Source organism: uncultured Marinobacter sp. (assembly GCF_913055835.1).
GTDB lineage: Bacteria > Pseudomonadota > Gammaproteobacteria > Pseudomonadales > Oleiphilaceae > Marinobacter.
In genome coordinates this window covers 61,065-78,232 of sequence record NZ_CAJXKQ010000013.1, presented here as the reverse complement: position 1 = coordinate 78,232, position 17,168 = coordinate 61,065, and the positions used below count along the sequence as shown (strand labels likewise).

General features: G+C 59.0%; 19 protein-coding genes. 9 read left to right on the top strand and 10 right to left on the bottom strand.

What is annotated here, in order from left to right:
* The first annotated feature begins 120 nt into the window (after nucleotides 1–120).
* From mutM to QZ534_RS09355, 7 genes are all read left to right on the top strand, one after another.
* Nucleotides 121–933, top strand: a complete 813-nt coding sequence (mutM, locus tag QZ534_RS09385; protein WP_296933947.1) for a bifunctional DNA-formamidopyrimidine glycosylase/DNA-(apurinic or apyrimidinic site) lyase — start codon at nucleotides 121–123, stop codon at nucleotides 931–933.
* A gap of 137 nt (nucleotides 934–1,070) precedes the next feature.
* Complete coding sequence (locus QZ534_RS09380) at nucleotides 1,071–1,400, top strand: hypothetical protein (protein WP_296933944.1); 330 nt, start codon at nucleotides 1,071–1,073, stop codon at nucleotides 1,398–1,400.
* 95 nt (nucleotides 1,401–1,495) lie between these two features.
* Nucleotides 1,496–2,185, top strand: coding sequence for a GMP/IMP nucleotidase (gene yrfG, locus QZ534_RS09375; protein WP_296933941.1), 690 nt, complete (start codon nucleotides 1,496–1,498; stop codon nucleotides 2,183–2,185).
* A 41-nt stretch (nucleotides 2,186–2,226) separates the two neighbouring features.
* On the top strand, nucleotides 2,227–2,634 hold the full coding sequence (hslR, locus tag QZ534_RS09370; protein WP_296933939.1) for a ribosome-associated heat shock protein Hsp15: 408 nt from the start codon (nucleotides 2,227–2,229) through the stop codon (nucleotides 2,632–2,634).
* Nucleotides 2,635–2,702: 68 nt separating this feature from the next.
* The gene (gene hslO, locus QZ534_RS09365) at nucleotides 2,703–3,557 is read left to right on the top strand and encodes an Hsp33 family molecular chaperone HslO (protein ID WP_296933937.1); all 855 of its coding nucleotides are present in this window, start codon (nucleotides 2,703–2,705) and stop codon (nucleotides 3,555–3,557) included.
* Nucleotides 3,558–3,729: 172 nt separating this feature from the next.
* A complete protein-coding gene (locus QZ534_RS09360; RefSeq protein WP_296933934.1) occupies nucleotides 3,730–5,265 on the top strand; it encodes a phosphoenolpyruvate carboxykinase in 1,536 nt (511 codons plus the stop codon).
* 116 nt (nucleotides 5,266–5,381) lie between these two features.
* Nucleotides 5,382–5,660: a hypothetical protein gene (locus tag QZ534_RS09355; RefSeq protein ID WP_296933932.1), complete on the top strand. Its 279-nt coding sequence runs from the start codon at nucleotides 5,382–5,384 to the stop codon at nucleotides 5,658–5,660.
* Between the two features lie 21 nt (nucleotides 5,661–5,681).
* Here the strand turns inward: QZ534_RS09355 and QZ534_RS09350 are convergent, their stop codons facing one another.
* Nucleotides 5,682–7,745 carry a TRAP transporter large permease subunit gene (locus QZ534_RS09350; protein ID WP_296933930.1) on the bottom strand — a complete coding sequence of 688 codons (2,064 nt, stop codon included), beginning with the start codon at nucleotides 7,743–7,745 and terminating at the stop codon, nucleotides 5,682–5,684.
* 26 nt (nucleotides 7,746–7,771) lie between these two features.
* Nucleotides 7,772–8,836 (bottom strand): hypothetical protein, encoded by a 1,065-nt coding sequence (locus tag QZ534_RS09345; protein WP_296933928.1) that lies wholly within the window; start codon nucleotides 8,834–8,836, stop codon nucleotides 7,772–7,774.
* Nucleotides 8,837–9,130: 294 nt separating this feature from the next.
* On the opposite strand from QZ534_RS09345, the gene QZ534_RS09340 reads away from it, so the two are divergent.
* Nucleotides 9,131–9,403, top strand: coding sequence for an HU family DNA-binding protein (locus QZ534_RS09340; RefSeq protein WP_064229608.1), 273 nt, complete (start codon nucleotides 9,131–9,133; stop codon nucleotides 9,401–9,403).
* Between the two features lie 40 nt (nucleotides 9,404–9,443).
* Here QZ534_RS09340 and QZ534_RS09335 read toward each other — a convergent pair whose 3' ends face one another.
* From QZ534_RS09335 to gshB, 8 genes are all read right to left on the bottom strand, one after another.
* The gene (locus QZ534_RS09335) at nucleotides 9,444–10,409 is read right to left on the bottom strand and encodes a putative solute-binding protein (RefSeq protein ID WP_296934002.1); all 966 of its coding nucleotides are present in this window, start codon (nucleotides 10,407–10,409) and stop codon (nucleotides 9,444–9,446) included.
* A gap of 285 nt (nucleotides 10,410–10,694) precedes the next feature.
* Nucleotides 10,695–11,999 (bottom strand): dihydroorotase, encoded by a 1,305-nt coding sequence (locus QZ534_RS09330; RefSeq protein WP_296933926.1) that lies wholly within the window; start codon nucleotides 11,997–11,999, stop codon nucleotides 10,695–10,697.
* Nucleotides 11,996–13,009, bottom strand: coding sequence for an aspartate carbamoyltransferase catalytic subunit (locus QZ534_RS09325; protein ID WP_296933924.1), 1,014 nt, complete (start codon nucleotides 13,007–13,009; stop codon nucleotides 11,996–11,998). The genes QZ534_RS09330 and QZ534_RS09325 overlap by 4 nt, the downstream gene beginning before the upstream one ends.
* A 27-nt stretch (nucleotides 13,010–13,036) precedes the next feature.
* Entirely contained in the window at nucleotides 13,037–13,546 is a 510-nt protein-coding gene (pyrR, locus tag QZ534_RS09320) for a bifunctional pyr operon transcriptional regulator/uracil phosphoribosyltransferase PyrR (RefSeq protein WP_296933922.1), read from the bottom strand.
* 45 nt (nucleotides 13,547–13,591) lie between these two features.
* On the bottom strand, nucleotides 13,592–14,023 hold the full coding sequence (gene ruvX / locus QZ534_RS09315; protein ID WP_296933921.1) for a Holliday junction resolvase RuvX: 432 nt from the start codon (nucleotides 14,021–14,023) through the stop codon (nucleotides 13,592–13,594).
* Nucleotides 14,016–14,582 carry a YqgE/AlgH family protein gene (locus tag QZ534_RS09310; RefSeq protein ID WP_296933919.1) on the bottom strand — a complete coding sequence of 189 codons (567 nt, stop codon included), beginning with the start codon at nucleotides 14,580–14,582 and terminating at the stop codon, nucleotides 14,016–14,018. Before QZ534_RS09310 ends, ruvX begins: the two co-directional genes overlap by 8 nt.
* Entirely contained in the window at nucleotides 14,579–15,445 is an 867-nt protein-coding gene (locus QZ534_RS09305) for an energy transducer TonB (protein ID WP_296933918.1), read from the bottom strand. Before QZ534_RS09305 ends, QZ534_RS09310 begins: the two co-directional genes overlap by 4 nt.
* Before the next feature lie 48 nt (nucleotides 15,446–15,493).
* Entirely contained in the window at nucleotides 15,494–16,447 is a 954-nt protein-coding gene (gshB, locus tag QZ534_RS09300; RefSeq protein WP_296933916.1) for a glutathione synthase, read from the bottom strand.
* 297 nt (nucleotides 16,448–16,744) lie between these two features.
* Between gshB and pilG the strand changes: the two genes are divergently transcribed.
* On the top strand, nucleotides 16,745–17,137 hold the full coding sequence (gene pilG, locus QZ534_RS09295; RefSeq protein ID WP_008175635.1) for a twitching motility response regulator PilG: 393 nt from the start codon (nucleotides 16,745–16,747) through the stop codon (nucleotides 17,135–17,137).
* Nucleotides 17,138–17,168 lie beyond the last annotated feature (31 nt).

The following is a 17,168-nucleotide window of genomic DNA, read 5'->3' as shown; positions in this document are numbered from 1 at the left end:
ATCTATGGCGCGAGGCCAACCCAGCCACTTTAGCGTACAGCTGTAAGCCACAACAACAGCATTTGGATGCAAAATTGTTACTGATTACACTTACCCGTTTTCCATCGGAGATGCCCGCTCGTGCCTGAACTGCCAGAAGTAGAAACCACCCGCCGGGGAATAGCTCCCCATTGCGAAGGTGAGACCATTACCCGTGTGACTGTGCGCAACGGCAGCCTGCGATGGCCTGTACCCGCGGACCTGGCCGAGCGGCTGGAAGGTCAGATCATTAGAAGCGTAGACCGTCGGGCCAAGTATTTGTTCCTGAATCTCAATCAGGGCTCAGTGATCGTTCACCTTGGCATGTCCGGCAGCCTGCGTATTATCACCGACAATACCCCGCCGCTGGCACATGACCATATCGACCTGGCGTTACAGTCCGGCGTCATTCTGCGATTCAACGACCCTCGCCGGTTTGGCTGCTGGCTCTGGGCCGACTCTGCCTCAGAGCACCCACTTATCAGCCATCTTGGCCCCGAACCCCTGGCCCCCGAATTCAATGGTGCACTGTTGTTCCGGCTGTCCCGCGGCAAAAATACCCCGGTGAAGTCTTTCATCATGGACAATCATGTCGTGGTCGGGGTGGGTAACATCTACGCCAACGAAGCCCTGTTCAAATCCGGCATCCATCCCCGCCGAAAAGCAGGAAGAATCAGCCTCGACCGCTATCACAGGCTGGCCGAAGCCATCCGGGAAACGCTCAGTGCCGCTATCCTGATGGGCGGCACTACCCTGCGGGACTTTGTGAACAGTGACGGCAAGCCCGGCTACTTTGCTCAATCTTTATTGGTATATGGTCGCGGCGGCCAGCCATGCAAAGAGTGCGGGACGACGTTGAAAGAAATCCGAATGAATAACCGATCCACTGTTTACTGCCCACGTTGCCAGCGTTGAACGCTTACGAGATGGCACATTCAGCAACGAAAAATCGTTTGAAAATGCGCAAATATGATTCATAGTTAACAGAGGATTTACGCCCAAGGTATACAATGGGGCGGTATTTAGGGCCAAAAAGCTCAGGAGACAGTACGATGACCCGCAAGATTTCCCGCACTCTGGTGGCCACTCTGGCGGCCTGCCTGATGGCATTCTCTTCTCTCGGACACGCCCAGGCCGTGGATGAAACCCCGTCAGCGCTGGCCATGACCGGCGATGCGATTTTTGTTCGTCCGGCCCTGCTGGCAACCACCATTGTGGGCGGCGCTGTCTACCTGGTATCCCTGCCCTTCTCCCTGCTGGGCGGCAACGCCGATGAAGCCGGTGAGGTTCTGGTCATGGGGCCTGCCAAGGCGACCTTCGTGCGCTGCCTGGGATGTACCCGCACCGGCAAGAAGCCCGAAACGGTACATACCAGCAACTGATCCGGCTCCATCGGGCACGCCTCCGTACTTTCACGGCTTGCCCCGACGAGTGAACTGCGGCAGCCTGAAGCAAATTCTTCAGGCTGTTTTTGTTTATGGTTGACTGGTCCTCGCTTAACACCGTGTTCCTGGATATGGACGGGACACTGCTGGATCTGCATTTCGATAACCACTTCTGGCTCGAGCACCTGCCGACCAGGTACGCCGAGCACTATGACCTTCATCCCCAGGAAGCGAAAGACCGACTGATCCCGATGATCATGGCCGAGCGCGGCTCACTGAACTGGTATTGCACCGATTACTGGAGCGAGCGCCTGTCCCTGGACATTACCGGGCTGAAAGCTGAGGTGGGCGACCGGATCGGATACCGCCCTCACGTCACGGATTTTCTCGATGCCCTGAGGCAATCCGGGCTTCACTCGGTGATTGTCACCAACTGTCACCCGGACCCTCTGGCCCTGAAGCTGAAACGAACCGGCCTGGACACACGGGTGGATGCCATAGTCTCCAGCCATCAGCTAGGCAAGCCCAAGGAAGACCCATCGTTCTGGCAGGATCTCCAGCAGGTGACGCCCTATGAGGCCGACAACACCCTGATGGTCGACGACAGCTTCCCGGTATTGGAAAGTGCCCTGGCAGCCGGTATTGCCCAGTGCCTTGCGGTCCTCGCGCCCGACAGCCAACAGGAGGCCCGGCAACGGCACCCGGAAATTCCCTGCATCCACCACTTCGACGAAATTCTCCCGACCCTTCGCCAGCGGTCGCCCCTGCCATCCGGCCGATGACAGGGTTATAATTGACGAACAAGCCCATCAGGTGAGGAGACATGACGGCATCAACCGCTGACGACCAAAGGGTAAGACTCGACAAATGGCTCTGGGCCGCCCGCTTCTACAAAACCCGCTCCCTGGCCAAGGAAGCGATTGAGGGGGGTAAGGTCCACTACAACAGCCAGCGCTGCAAGCCCGGCAAGCTGGTAGAAACCGGCGCGAAGCTGACACTGCGCCTGGGCTGGCAGGAAAAAATCGTTATAGTTGATGACATCAGCGACCGGCGCCGCGGGGCACCCGAAGCCCAGAAGCTCTACCACGAAACCGAAGACAGCGTTAAGAAACGCGAGGAAATGGCCTGGCAGCGCAAAACCATGCAGGCAGCGCAGCTTCCCCCGGCCAGACGCCCCTCGAAGAAAGACCGCAGGGACATTCAGCGCTTTCGCGAACAGAACGGCCTCTGAACCCATTTATACATCCCCGCCTTCAGTCAACGTGCAACGACCGGCATTTAGCATTCAGGAGACACAACATGGCATCCCGCGACCAGTTCCAGCGCTTTATTTTTGAACACAGCCAGGTGCGGGGAGCCTGGGTGCAGCTGGCAGACAGCTATCAGGAAATTGGCAGCCAGGCGCCATATCCGGACACCGTCCGCGAACTCCTCGGGGAAGCCCTGGTGGCAAGCATCCTGATGAGCAGCACCCTGAAGTTCGAGGGCACCCTGTCGGTTCAGGCCCAGGGAGAGGGGCCATTGCGCACGTTGATGGCCGAATGCAGCCACGACCGGCATATCCGTGGGCTGGCCCGCTTTGACGAGCATGCGGTCAGCGAAGACAGCTTCCATGACCTGCTCGGTGAAGGCCGTATGGCCATCACCATTACGCCAAACCGCGGCAACCGCTACCAGGGTGTGGTGCCCAGGGATCAGGAGACCCTTGGCGGCTGCCTTGAGGAATACTTTGACCGTTCAGAACAGATTCCCACCAGCCTGTTCCTGTTTGCCGACGAAAACGGTGCTGCCGGACTGATGCTCCAGCGCCTCCCGGGTGCCACGGAAGAGGATCAAGACCTCTGGGATCGGGTAAACCATCTGGCGCGGACCGTCGAAGCTTTCGAGTTGCTTCAGCTGGACAGTGAAACCCTGCTTCACCGCCTGTTCCACGAGGAAACCGTCCGGCTGTTTGATGCCGAACCGGTCGCCTTCCGGTGCAGCTGTTCCCGGGAGCGCACGCTCGGTGCCCTGGAAGCCATTGGCCGCGAGGAGTGCTACAGCATTCTGGAGGAACAGGGCTCCATCGAGATGGACTGCCAGTTCTGTCACGCTCACTATCGCTTCGATAGAAATGATATTGATCATCTTTTCACCGGTCATACGCTACACTAGAAGCTCGTTCGATTGGCCGGGAAACCGCTGATAGCAAGGCTTCCCGCGCAGTCGTTTTTTACCGGCGTCTCTGGCATAATAGCGCGCCTGAATTGACCCGATTGCTCAGATTTCCGTCAATTTTGGGGGGCGGCCTGAGCAATCACTAAGACATCCCGAGGGCGAGGTCGAAGTGAGCAACACTTATAATGATCTGAGTACAGCACGACTGGTTGAGGTGGCACTGGCACGTGACGAAGGCCAGCTGGCATCCAACGGTTCCCTGGTCGTAAAAACCGGTGACCGCACAGGCCGGTCTCCTATGGACCGTTATATTGTCGAGGAGCCCAGCACCTCGGACGATATCCACTGGGGTCCGATCAACCGCCCTTTCGACGCCGAAAAATTCGACGCCCTCTGGGATCGTGTTGAAGCCTACATCGCCGAAAAAGACCAGTTCGTGTCTCACGTTCATGTCGGTTCCGACCCGGAACATTACCTGCCGGTCAAGATGACCACCGAGACCGCGTGGCAGAACCTGTTCGGTCGCAATCTGTTTATCCGCCCGGACAGCTACAACCCGGCCGACAAGCAGGAATGGCAGATCCTCAACGCCGCCAACTTCGAGTGCGTGCCCGAGCGCGATGGCACCAACAGCAACGGCTGCGTAATGATCAACTTTGCCAAGCGCAAGGTTTTGCTGGCAGGCATGCACTACGCCGGCGAAATGAAAAAGGCCATGTTCTCGGTACAAAACTTCCTGTTGCCCGAGAAAGACGTGCTGCCCATGCACTGCTCCGCCAACGTCGGTGAAGACGGCGAAACCTGCCTGTTCTTCGGTCTTTCCGGCACCGGCAAGACCACCCTGTCGGCAGACCCGCACCGCTATCTGATCGGCGATGACGAACACGGCTGGGGCCCGGGCACGGTATTCAACATCGAGGGCGGTTGCTACGCCAAGTGCATCGACCTGTCCCGCAAGAACGAGCCGATCATCTGGGATGCCATCCGCTTTGGCGCTATCGTCGAGAACGTGGTAATCGATCCGGAAACCCGCGAGCCGGATTACACCGATGTGTCGCTGACCGAGAACTCCCGTTGCGCCTACCCGCTGGACCACGTTGAAAAACGCGTGATCGAGAACCGTGCCGGAGAACCGTCCCACATCGTGTTCCTGACCTGTGACATGACCGGCGTTCTGCCGCCCGTGTCCATCCTGAGCCGCGAAGGCGCCGCTTACCACTTCCTTAGTGGCTACACCGCGCTGGTTGGCTCCACCGAGATGGGTTCTTCCTCGAAACTGAAGTCAACCTTCTCCACCTGCTTCGGCGCGCCTTTCTTCCCGCGTCCGGCCGGCGTATACGCCGAGTTGCTGATGAAGCGGATGGACGAGTTTGGCAGCAAGGTCTTCCTGGTGAACACCGGCTGGACCGGCGGCCCCTACGGTGAAGGCCAGCGCTTCAGCATCCCCACCACCCGTGCCATCATCGCCGCCATCCAGAACGGCGACCTGGACGACGTGGAAACCGAACACCTTCCGACCCTCAACCTGGATGTGCCCAAGCATGTTCCGGGCGTCGACACCGAGCTGCTGAACCCGCGCAACACATGGGTAAGCCCGGATTACTACGACGGCAAGGCCCAGGAGCTGATCGCCCAGTTCGTCGAGAACTTCAAGAAATTCGACGTGGCGGATTCTATCGTCGAGGCCGGCCCCAAGCTGAGCTGAAAAGCTGAAAACAGGGTCAGATGAACGCTTTCATCTGACCCCTGTCAAGGAAGCGCCCTGCGAAAGCACGGCGCTTTTTTTGTATGATAGGGCGACACAATCAAGGAAATGGCTTCATGAAACAACGCCTGCGACAGCTTTTCGCCCCCCTCCTCAAACCCCTGGAGTCCGGGAAAGTCGGGCCCAACTACAAGTCGTCCCACCGGACCGTTCTGAACGTCGTAGGGGTGTTGTTCCTGGTGTTGGCAACGGTATCCGTTACTGCACTGGTATACACCGGCAAAGTCGGCGCCCTGATTCCAATGCTGGTGTTTCTGGGTGTTGGCGGGGTTTGCGTGGTTGTGGGAACCCTGGGCTCGGATGCCGCGGTGTCGAAGATGTGGGGCAACCGCTAGCGGCCACCCCGCATTCCGGGATCAGGCATAGAATAGAAGCGGCACAAAGGCTACCAGCACCAGCGAAATTCCCATGGCAATCAATGGCATGATGATGCGTTCATGGCGCTGGTAAAAAGTACCACCCTCCTGCTGGGCTGCCAGCACTTCCGCCTCTCCCACGACCTGCCGGGTCAACAGATGGTTCAGGGCCACCGGCGGGCTCAGGTAGCCGAGTTCGAAGGCCACCAGGGTAACCATCCAGAAATGAATCGGATGGATACCACTGGAGTAGGCGATCGTGGCAACGGTGGCCGTCACCAGGATCACGGCGCCGAACGCGTCCATGATCATGCCCAGGATCACCAGGATCACCACCATCAGCAGCATGGCCGACCAGGCACTTTCGAACGATTGCGGGAAGACCTCCATCAGGTGAGCCCGCTCGATCACCCCACCGATGCTGACCGACAGACCCAGCAACAGCAACAGCGCGCCGATTTCCGCTGTCGTGTCGTTGGTGGCGCCGCGGAGACTTCGCTCCAGCCCCTGATGGTTAATTTCCCCTGAGGCTTTTCCTCTCCGGTTTTTCAGGCTGACATGCTCATAGATGAGGATTGCCAGCATGATCACCGGCAGAAGCCTCGGCGCCGAAAACTCATCCATGCTCACGTCCAGTGCCAGACGATAGAACAGCACTACGGCAGCGATTACCAGAACATAGGGAATCAATGGCTTGAGCGCCTGAGTCATGGCCGGGAAGGCTTCGGCAGAAGGGGCCAGGTTGAACTGGCTCTGGCGATTCACACTCAGTGCCACTATCGCGAACATGGTGGCGGTCAGTACGAATACCCAGATGCCCCAGCCAAACAGTTCATCAGTAGTGACTTCCCGGTTCAGATAAGCAATGACAACCACCAGCAGGCAGGGCCGCAACACCACGCCCAGCGAGCCGGACATGGCGGTGGCTGCAAGGGCCAGATGGCGCCGGGCCCCTGCGGCACGCAATTCACTGTAGATCACCGCGCCGGCGGCGATCACGAAGATGCCGGAGGCACCGGTGTAGGCCGTTGGCACGGCCGCCACCAGAACCGCTACAACCGCCAGCATTTCCGGCGGCATTCGCCAGGGCCGGAATACATTGAACACCAGGGTGGCCAGGCGGGTCTGCTTCAGCATCATACCCACCCACACATACAGACCGACATTCAGGAACATGTCGGACAGCTCCATCATCTTGCCGAGATAGATACCAATCCCGGAGGCGTGTCCGATCAGGGCGAAATAGGTGCCGGATATCAGGCACATCACGGTATACAGTGGAACTGCCAGGAAGGCCTTGTTCAGGTTGCCACCCTCCTGAAGGTCATCCGGCCCCCGGAACAGCCGGTAAAGGCTGGCGAGGGTCAGGCAGGCGAAACCGACGATCCAGAAATTGTGCAGCAACAGCTCTTCGGACGAGACCGCCGTGTCTGAACCCAGGCTGGACTGGCGAAAGATTGCGCTCGAGCCCAGTAGCATGGCATTGGCGATGGTTTGCAGGGTGTGGGAAACCGTATAATCCAGCCTGGTCTCCATGGCGCGCATGGCGATGTGATGGCGGGTCAGCGTCGCGGTCACCGCACACAACATGACCAGGATCACCAGAATGAAACGCTGGGACTCCAGGCCAAACGCAATCAGGTCCGCAATGAATAGCTCAACAGCCCGATAGGCTTTTACACCCGGTGTCAGCTGGTCCCTGAGATTCTCGAAATTCCGGTGGGCCTCGCGGCAGTCAGCAACGGCCCGCTCGATAGCAAGCCGAACATCGGCCGGGTCTTTTTCCTCGGCCCCCAGCAACGCTGCCATGGGGTCATCCGCCGCATCATCGGCCGCCATTTCCGCAGCAACTGCCGCCTCGATGTCACGGTTCGGGTCGCAGGTGGGCTGAACCGGGTCCATCCGCAACTTGTAGTAGCCACTCCAAAGCTGTTCACCGCCCCGCAACATCTGGTTGTGAATGTCGCTGCTTGTGGAGAAGATGACCACCGCCAGCAACAGCAGACACGCCGGCAGTGATGAAAACCACTCCAGCCCGCTACGATGAAAACCGCCCTTCGACATAACTGATTACTCTGGGTAGGGAGTGGTTACAGCAGATCGTCCAGATCCATGGTTTCGACCTCTTCCCGCTGGTCATCCCAGAAGGTGCCGAGCTGGCCCATGGGCGTACGATGCCCGGTGTTCTCGACCCACAGACGATCAGACACCGCGACGATCATATCGGTTGCCATGGCGTCTACAAATCGCCAGTCCTCATTGGCCGGCGTATTCTCGACAGATTCAGCGTGTTCCCGAATCACGTCCCGTACCATCGCTTCGTCACCCTTGTTCAGAGCCGCGATGGCGTGGAATACGTGGGGCAAACGAACACCGGCGGCATCACCCTGTTCGCCAGCAATGGCGAGCCGCTCAAAGGCATCCTCTCCCGCTGGCTGAGCGCCCGGGATCATGGCCCAGACCGTTGCTCTCAGAGCCATGGGCGCGCCCCACCATTTCTCATTATCAAGACAGCTCGTGGCCCGCGCGGCAATGGAACCAACGTTGGCAGGCACGCCAATGGAGGAGGTGGACTGAATCTGGGCGTTCAGGGCCTGAAGACCGGACAGCAGGCCGGCCATGTAGATAAACTCATCCATGTCATCATCGAAATCGGGGCACTCGCCGTCGGCGGGGTTGCCGTAATGGGCATTGTGGTGTTGCCACGCGGTGTAATAACGCCGGGCAGCAACCGTATGGGCCCGTTTCTGGCGGATCATGGCATCTTCGGCGGCATTCCCGTTCATGCCGTGCAGGGCGGCAAGTGCGGCCAACTCGTGTTCCCTGGCCTCTTCCTCGGCACAGCCGCCGGCAGACAGGTAGAGCATGACCGCCAGCTGGTCCGGCTCATTGGTGACTCGACCGAAGGACATCAGCAATGGCGCGGTCGCCTCACTCATGGCGCACCCCATGGCCAGGTCATTGCTCTCCATCAAAAAGGGTACCGTGTGATTCCGGGAGAAGCCCTGCATCACATCGCCAGTAGTCTTGTAAATCATGTGATTGACCACACCACAACCACTCAGGGCCACACTGGCCAAGAGAGCTGCCACCAGATTACGGGCACCGCGCACTGTAAAAAGCGCCGTGCGGGAGGGATTCCGGAAATGGGTCATACCTTCTTCACCTTTTGCGTTTTTGTTCTGAAGCAGTCCTGCTGCAATCTCACGGGCCAGACTCTGACGGAGGATCCGGTTTGTTACAGACTGTAACCAGACACGCATTATGGCCCACGAATCGCGGTTTTTATGCGACCGATGCCGCAAATGACGCTAAATGAAACACACCATTGCTGACGGGGGTTTGCACAATGCGTCGGGAGCCACTATAGATTGGAGCAACCGTGAGTCGTTGTGATTCCGGCCAGGACAGAGAGCCAAACAACAGAAATACAATAAAAGGAGTATCCGATGCGTAAACCTGAACTCGCCGCGGCCATTGCCGACCGCACCGGCCTGACCCGAGACAAGGCCAGCGAAGTGATTACCGCGTTTACCGACCAGGTATCGGCCGCCGCCTCCCGGGGCGAAGATGTCACCCTGATCGGCTTTGGCACCTTCAATATCCGCAGCCGCGAGGCGCGGGACGGACGCAACCCGCAAACCGGCGAGACCATTCGCATTCCAGCCAGCAAAACCGTCGGCTTCAAGGCCGGGAAGGCCCTGAAAGACGAAATCCGCTAGTCAGGCACAGGCCCGCATCTGCGGGCCTCATCAACTCCCTTCAGGTGCCGGCGACAGAGGCGCACTCGGAACGGGTGGCATCCACCCGGCAGCGAATCGCTTTCATCAACTTGATGGCCCGCTCATCGTAAACACCGTCCTCCAGTAACGACAGCCGCACCTTGCGCAGCATCTTGTCGTATTCGGCAGTATCTTCCCGCGGCAATTCCATCCAGACGTCTGAAGGAATCTCCGCCTCCGCCTGGGCGATAATTTCATAGGCCTCGTCAATCCGCTTGATCGCCTGGTCGCGGACCATCTGGCCCGCAGAATCCGGGAACCGATCCCGATGGATGATGACCTGGAAGTTCATATACCCCAGGGCATATTTGACCACGGCTCCGTTGGGCTGAACGCCCTTGTACAATTCCAGAGGGGTGTAGGCGACGGCGGGTGCATAGGCGAGGTCAACGCTGCCGTTATTGAACTTGCCGGCAAAGTTGGCGGAATTGGAGCCCACCACGGAGGCGCCCACATGGCGAACCATTCGCACGGATGCCTGGTCGTAGTCCAGGGTAGCGATGCGTTTGCCCTGCAACTTCTCGACCGAATCGATACTGCGGTCCCGGGTGTGCAGGTAGATGGCTCCCCCCGGAAACACACCGGCCACCTCGTAGGGGCCGTCAATCAGGAACGGCCGGGCCTTGGGCTGGCTCAGCGTGTTGTACAGCAGGCGCATTTCCTCTTCGCCGGGCACAGCGCCCATGGCTTCAAGGCTGCCAGTGAACTTGTTGAATTCCCGGGCACGGGTGCCGGTGAGCAGAACGGCGTCGCACTGTCCTGCCTTGAAGTCCTCGGCGGCCACCTTCTCATCGGTGTAGGCGCGAAGATCCAGCTTGATGCCGTTTTTCAGGGCAACCGGCTGGAAGGTCTTGGTGATGGCAAACAGGGGGCCATTGGCACCAACCGGGTCAAAAACGCAAAAACTGCGTTCCAGAGGCTCATTCTGTGCCTGCGCCTGCCCCATTGAGGGAAAGACCAGACTGGCACAGAGGGCAGCCGCCATGGCTACCCGCTGGGGGAGGTTTGCTGATTTCACGGGATGACTCCTGGTTATTATTGTCGGGCGCCGGTGTCTGCAAATGCACCGGCCAGGCCACGCTTTCCTTGGTCGACCATAGGGCGACGGCTACAAGAATACGTTGGCACGGGTGCCTGCCATCAAGGGTTTTTCAGCAAAAGGGGGAGATTCTGTGATGGTGTCGACAGAGGTTCCGCAACCTCTGCCGCACTTTCGGACTGGATCAGTGGATCAGCCAGCAAACTGGGGCCAGGCCTGTCGCCCCTCACTGAGGGTCAGCCGGACGACACCCGGAAGTTTGCGATCGGTCACCGGCGCATGGCGACAGGCCGAAACCAGTGTTTTCGGGCCTGGTGTCCAGAAGGCATCGGGATCGAACAGGCAGATATCGGCCGTTTCACCCTCCGCGAGTCGGGCCGTGCGGCCAAGTACGGAGGCCGGACCGGTAGTCAGTGCCCGGATCAGGTCAGGCAGCGCCAGTTCGTTCATTTCCACCAGTTCCAGACCCAGCGACAGTACACTTTCGATGCTGGACAGACCCGGCTCGGTGGCCGCCATGGGGGCCTGTTTGGCGGCGGTATCGTGGGGCTGATGCTGGCTGACGATGGCATCAATCACCCCGTCCCGGACACCGGCTATCAGGGCCTTGCGATCGCTCTCGCTGCGCAGTGGCGGCCGAACATGGAAGCGGCTGTCGAACCCGGCCAGGGCCTCCTCGGTGAACACCAGCTGGTGCATGGCCACATCGGCGGTTACTGCAATACCCCGGCTACGGGCATCGGCCAGCATTTCAACACTGCGACCGCAGGACAACTGGCTCAGGTGCAGACGAACCCCGGTTTCCTCGGCCAGCAACAGCATTTCCATAACCGCGGCGGTTTCCGCCACTTCCGGAATCCCGAGCAGGCCCAAACGAGAGGTTACCAGGCCGTCGTGGGCATAGCCGTCAGCGGCCAGGGCCTGGTTCTCGGGGCTGAACATTACTGTCAAGCCAAAGGTCTGGGCATAGGCCATGCACCGGCGCAGAATGCGGGCATTCCGCACGCCCCTGGAACCATTCCCTACTGCGACACAGCCCGCTGAGGCCAGTCCTGACATATCACTGAGCAGATCGCCCTCAAGGCCCCGGGTTATGGCGCCTATAGGCAAAACCCGGATCGGTGAACGGCTGGCAGCACCATCACGGATCAGGTGGGTGACGGCACTGGAATCGTTTACCGGTGACGTCTCCGGCGAGGCGCACACGGTGGTAAATCCGCCGTGGGCCGCCGCAAGGGTCTCCGAAGCGATGTTACCTTTCTGGCCGTTGCCCGGCTCACGGAGGTTGCAGCACAGATCCACAAAGCCGGGTGTGATCACGCCGTTTTCTGCATTGACGGTCTCGTCGGCCGTCTCGCGGGCCGCAGCTTCGCCCACCGCAACAATACGGCCATCGCGAATCAGCAGTGCGGTATTCGCCTGTTCTGCGCCCTGACCATCGAACAGTCGGCCTCCGGTAATCTTCAGACTGCGTCCGGAATTGTTGACGCTGCTCATGCCTGGTCCCTCTCACTCAGTTTCTGCTGGCGCTCGGCCACCTGGCCACCCATGGCCATGGACATGACCGCCATCCGGATGGCAATACCATTGGTAACCTGGTTCAGAATCACCGATTGTGGCCCGTCGGCCACCGCCGATTCGATTTCAACGCCCCGGTTTATCGGCCCGGGATGCATGACAATGCATTCCGGATGAGCCAGTGCCAGTTTCTGCTGGTTCAGGCCGTAAAGCCGGTAGAATTCCCGCTCGCTGGGCAGCAGCGCACCTTCCATCCGCTCTTTCTGCAACCGCAGCATGATCACCACATCCAGATCCTTCATCCCCCGGGCCATGTCGTATTCCACCGTGCAGCCCAGGCTTTCCACATCTTTGGGAAGCAGGGTACCCGGGGCTATAACACGAACTTCTTCCGCGCCCAATTCGTTCAGGGCGCGAATCTGGGAACGGGCTACCCTCGAGTGCAGCACATCACCGACGATGGCGACTTTCAGCCCCTCGAACTGGCCCTTGTGCTGGCGAATGGTGAGCATATCCAGCATAGCCTGGGTCGGGTGGGCGTGACGGCCGTCACCAGCGTTGATAATGGCCACTCCCGGGGTCACGCTCTCGGCAATGAAGTGCGGCGCACCACTCTGGGAGTGGCGAACCACGAACATGTCACTGGCCATGGCTTCGAGGTTGAGGAGGGTGTCCGACAGGGATTCGCCCTTGGAGGTGGCCGAGGTGCTGATATCCAGGTTGAGCACATCCGCAGAGAGGCGCTTGGCCGCCAGCTCAAAGGTGCTGCGGGTGCGGGTACTGGACTCGAAAAACAGGTTCACCACGGTCCGGCCACGGAGCAACGGCACTTTCTTGATGGTGCGCTCACCGACTTCGATAAAGGAATCTGCCGTATCCAGGATGTCGGTCAGCAGGGCGCGGTCGAGGCCGTCGAGGGTGAGGAAGTGCCGCAACTGACCATCCCGGGTCAGCTGCAAGTGGTGCGGGGAAGAGTCGTTCGCGGTCATGGGTCGCCTGTTATCTGATTCGGAGGTTTATTGTCCGGCTTCCTGAAGCTCAATACGGAGCGGGTCGGGGCCGCGCAGCTTGACGCGCTGATGGGATTCCAGCGCCATTGTCTTGCCAGCCACGTCCGGCTGGATGGGCAGTTCCCGGGCACCGAGGTCAATCAGGGTGGCCAGTATGATACTGGCTGGGCGACCATAATCGAAGATCTCATTCATCGCTGCGCGGATGGTCCGGCCACTCATGATGACATCGTCAATCAGGATGATGTCCCGGCCCTCGGTATCAAATGGCAGGCTTGAGGGTTTGACCCGGGGGTTCAGGCCGATACGGCTGAAATCATCGCGGTAGAAGGAAATATCCAGTTCGCCGAAGGGCTCTTCGATGCCAAGGCGTTTACTCAGCACGTCGGCCAGCCAGACGCCACCGGTCCGTATACCGATCAGAACCGGCGATTCGACGCCCCGCTGCTCAAGCGCCCGGCGCAGCCCGGATTCCATCTGATCAAGCAACTGATCAATATCAAGCAATGCCGTCATTCAGTCCTCACTGTTTTGTAAACCGGCCTGGGTCGTGCACCGGCATCATTTTTCCCGCTGACCAAACCAGGTTTCCAGGATCAGCACCGCCGCCCGGTCATCTACCCCGTGACGACCAAAATCACGACTGCCCCCGGCGGCCATCACCTCGCCCTTGGCCTCGAAACTGGTAAGCCGCTCATCCACCATCTCGACCGGCACATGGTAGCGACCATGCAGACGTTTGCCGAACTTGCGGGCCCTGGCACACATGTCGTTCTCGGTGTCGTCCATATTAAGGGGCAGACCAACCACCACCAGATCCGGGCGCCACTCCTCGAGCAGGGATTCAATCTGTTGCCAATCCGGGATACCGTCGCGGGCGGGAATCAGCGCCACGGGCTGCCCGGTGCCCAGCAATTCCTGGCCGACGGCAACACCAATCCGGCGGGTACCAAAATCAAATGCCATGACACGATGACTGGCTGACTCAGGCATGGCCAACCGATTCACTGAGCTGGTTCAGGTCAATGCCGATGAGCCGGAGTATCGCCTTGTAGCGCTCTTCCCAGGGGGTTCGGAACAGGATGTCTGTGGTGGCCGGGCAAGTCAGCCAGGCATTACTGCCCAGCTCCTCTTCAAGCTGGCCCTCACTCCAGCCGGAGTAGCCCAGGGCCACCAGATATTCGTCGGGGCCTTCGCCACGGCCAATTCCTGCCAGTATGTCCCGGGATGTAGTCAGCAGGACGTCGTCGGTGACCTTTGCCGTGTTCTGCCAGGTGGTTCCGGGAGGATGCAGCACAAAGCCCCGCTCCGGCTGCACCGGGCCACCACTGAATACCGGCAGATCCAGCTCGCCCCCTGCCAGATCCAGCTGTTCCAGAATCTCGCCCAGATGGATGTCCAGCGGGTGATTGATCATCAACCCCAGGGCACCGTCGTCGGAATGCTCACAGATGTAAATCACGCCGCCATGAAAACGCGGATCCGCAAGGTAGGGTGATGCCACCAGAAAATGGTGCCGCAGGCTATGGGGAGAGTGTTTCGATGCTGTCATCCGGATGTCAGCCCCCGACGCTGGAAGGACCAGGTACGTATGATTTCGAGTTCATCCACCTCTTGCCGCATTTCGTCCGGAAATGGTGCAAACGGTGAGGCCATCCTGACTATACGGATGGCAGCATCATCCAGGACGGTGCTGCCGGACGACTGCAGGATGGCCACCTCTTTAATGGTGCCGTCTTTCTTGAGCGAAACCAGCATTCGCAGTGTGCCATAGATTCCGGCATTACGCGCCTCGGTCGGGTAATTGATATTACCCACCCTCGTTACCTTGCTCACCCAGTTCTGGACATACCAGGCGTTAGTGGACTTGAGCGTGGACGCCGCGGTGACGCGCATCACCCTGGGCTTGCGGGCATAGGCCTGCTGCTGGGCATCGAAGCGCGCTTCCAGGCTGGCAATTTCCAGGCTGCGTTCCATCAGGCTCTTTTTCTCCCGCACCGGCAGGGGCTCTTTTTCCGGTTTGGTGCGCTCCTCAGGCTGCTGAACCTTCTGGCTGGATGAACTCTCGGTCTGCACCACCTGCTTTTCCTGGCGCGGCTGGGGCTCGGTCTGGGCCGGCGGCTCGGGCTGAACCTGAGCGACTTCAGGCTGGCTCACCTCTGCCGGTTGCGGGGTGGTCATTTCCCGAACCTCTTCCTGGGTACCGCTGCCCTTCTGGCTGGTCTGGGCCAGAAAGTCCGCTTTCTCAGGGGCTTCCTCATCGTCAAACTGGGAAAGGGTGATTTCCATGGTCTGAGCCGAGGAACGGGGCGGTTCGGGCGCAAAGGTAATTCCCAGTACCACGATGGCGTGCACCGCCAGCGCCATGAAAAGGGTGAAGGAAAACCGGTCGAAGTCGCTTACCTGAACTGCCATTCCTGATACGGATCCTGTCGTTAAACCTGCCCGGTTACCATTACCGGATTATGCCTGGCCCAGGCGTTTTGCGATTGCGTCCATTAACAGGCCACCAATATCGATCCCGAACGCCGCATCGAGTTCCCGGATGCAGGTCGGGCTGGTGACATTGATTTCGGTCAGATAGTCACCGATTACATCCAGGCCGACAAAAATGAGGCCCTTCTCTTTAATCACCGGCGCAACCCGCTCGCAGATCTCCCGATCCCGGGCGGTCAGCTCCCGCCCCTCACCCCGGCCGCCGGCGGCAAGATTGCCCCGATTCTCGCCGTGGGACGGTATTCTCGCAAGGGAATAGGGTACCGGCTCACCGTCGATCAGCAGGATACGCTTGTCTCCATCGCTGATTTCGGGAATGTATTTCTGGGCCATGGCCTGATGGGAGCCATAGTTGGTCAGGGTTTCAATGATGACCCCCAGATTGAAGTCGTTCTCCCGGATACGAAAGATTGAGTGCCCACCCATGCCGTCCACCGGCTTCATGATGACATCGCCGTGTCTGGCGTAGAACTCGCGGAACCGGGTAGCCGAACGGCTGACCAACAGCGGTGGTGTCAGGTCCTCGAATTGCGTGGCAAAGAGCTTCTCGTTGCAGTCGCGAAGCGTGGATGCCGGGTTGACCACCAGGGCACCCTGCTGCTCGGCTGCCTCCAATATATAGGTGGCCATCAGGAACTCGCGATCCACGGGCGGGTCCTTGCGCATCAGAATCACATCCAGATCACCAAGGGCCCGGTCCTGGCTGGAGCCAAAGCTGTACCAGTTTTCCGGATCCATGTGGACGGTCAGATCACGGGTATGCGCCATGGCCCTGCCACCGTCAAGATACATGTCCGGCAGTTCCATGTACTCGATTTCCCAGCCACGGTTCTGGGCAGCCAGCAACATGGCCAGTGAGCTGTCTTTCTTGAAGTGGATATCTTCAATCGGATCCATCACGATCCCGAGTCTGACGGTCATGGGCGTTCCTGCACTCCTGAGGGTTAAAAACACGAACCGGTCTGCAGAGCGGACCAGGCATTAAGTGCTATGCTGTGACATCAGATGGTATTGTACCCGAGCTGCAAATGCATCCGGAGAAATCCTCAGTCAGTTACGTGACGTTGCGGGCAGAAGTACATTTGGTCACAAACTAATACTTTTTATCCGGCCATTGATAATCTATAAATGAGCGGGGTTTATAGAAGAACCTTAAGGTTTGTGTTAAAACCCCCGGTTTAAAATAATGACAGTCGCTGAGCGCAAGGCAGTTGGACAATGGATGACAACTTCGAGAATTTGAAGATCATGGTGATCGACGACAGTAAAACCATACGTCGCACCGCAGAAACCCTTCTGAAAAAGGTCGGCTGTGAGGTCATCACCGCGACTGACGGCTTTGACGCTCTTGCAAAAATTGCCGATTCCCAGCCGGATATCATTTTCGTTGATATCATGATGCCCCGCCTGGACGGCTACCAGACCTGCGCACTTATCAAGAACAATTCCTCCTTCAAAAAGACGCCGGTTATCATGCTCTCCAGCAAGGACGGGCTGTTCGACAAGGCCAAGGGCCGGATCGTCGGCTCGGACCAGTATCTGACCAAACCGTTCAGTAAGGATGAGCTGCTCAATACCATCCGCCAGTATGTCCCACAGGCGGAACAGTAAACCTGCTGACCCAAGAACCATTGAGGAAACC